General features: G+C 45.2%; 2 protein-coding genes. Both read right to left on the bottom strand.

Annotation, left to right across the window (positions count from 1 at the left end):
* Window positions 1-603, bottom strand: a 603-nt coding sequence (gene hda / locus B4K20_RS06505; protein WP_289282309.1) for a DnaA regulatory inactivator Hda, incomplete at its 3' end; no start/stop codon positions are given.
* Between the two features lie 15 nt (window positions 604-618).
* A partial coding sequence (locus B4K20_RS06500; protein ID WP_289282308.1) for an AI-2E family transporter occupies window positions 619-887 on the bottom strand: 269 nt, incomplete at its 5' end.

Raw genomic sequence — 887 nt, 5'->3', positions numbered from 1 at the left:
CATATCACGCCCATAATGACGCAGTAAATATTGGGCAACATCCGTTGTCAGCATTAACCCACGAGATTGTGCCTGTAAAATAAGCGCCTGCTGTTTTTGTTCATCTGTCATCATTACCAGTTGATACACAAGCCCTGTCGCTAATCTCGAACGCAAATCCGGTAAGTGAATTGAACTATTCGCTGGCGTCTGTTGTGCAGACACTAACAAATGCCCTTTCGCATCATGTAATCGATTAAAACAATGGAAAACCGCCTCTTCCCACTCAGGCAAACCAGCGATAGCATCAACATCATCCAAGCAGAGTAGATCAGCCTGCTCAATAGCCTGCAAGGCAGCAGGCTCTGCCGTCTTTACCAGCTCAGATAGGGACAGATATATCACCCTTTTTCCCATTTGCTGAACGGACTCAGCACAAGCAATCAAAAGATGCGTTTTTCCCGTACCACTTTCACCGGCCAGGTATAAGAAATCCAGCTCTTCTAGCTGACAAAACGTCTGCAAGGCATGTTTGGTTTCTTGTTTGGCAAACAAGAAGTTATCTAGCCTGTAAATCTCCTGTGGAGACAAGCGTAGCGTTAATTGTGTTTCAGCTAATGACATAAACTCGACTAAGACTTAGGAATATAAATGGCTATCAATATAGCGTTGATGTGCATAGCGTAATAACACCATCGCCACAGCTGCTGCGGGTAAAGCGAGTAAGACACCGGTAAAACCAAACAACTGACCACCGGCCAACACAGCAAAGATCACAGCCACAGGATGCAAACCGATACGTTCACCAACAAATCGTGGGGTCAGCACCATGCCCTCTATCGCCTGTGCAACAGCAAACACAATAGCCATTTGCAATACTGGTAACCATTCACCAAATTGAAAAAATG

The organism is Methylophaga sp. UBA5088, from assembly GCF_002414625.1.
GTDB classification, from domain to species: Bacteria; Pseudomonadota; Gammaproteobacteria; order Nitrosococcales; family Methylophagaceae; genus Methylophaga; species Methylophaga marina.
The sequence above is the reverse complement of the archived record's forward strand: the minus strand, read 5'-3'. Positions and strand labels throughout refer to the sequence as shown.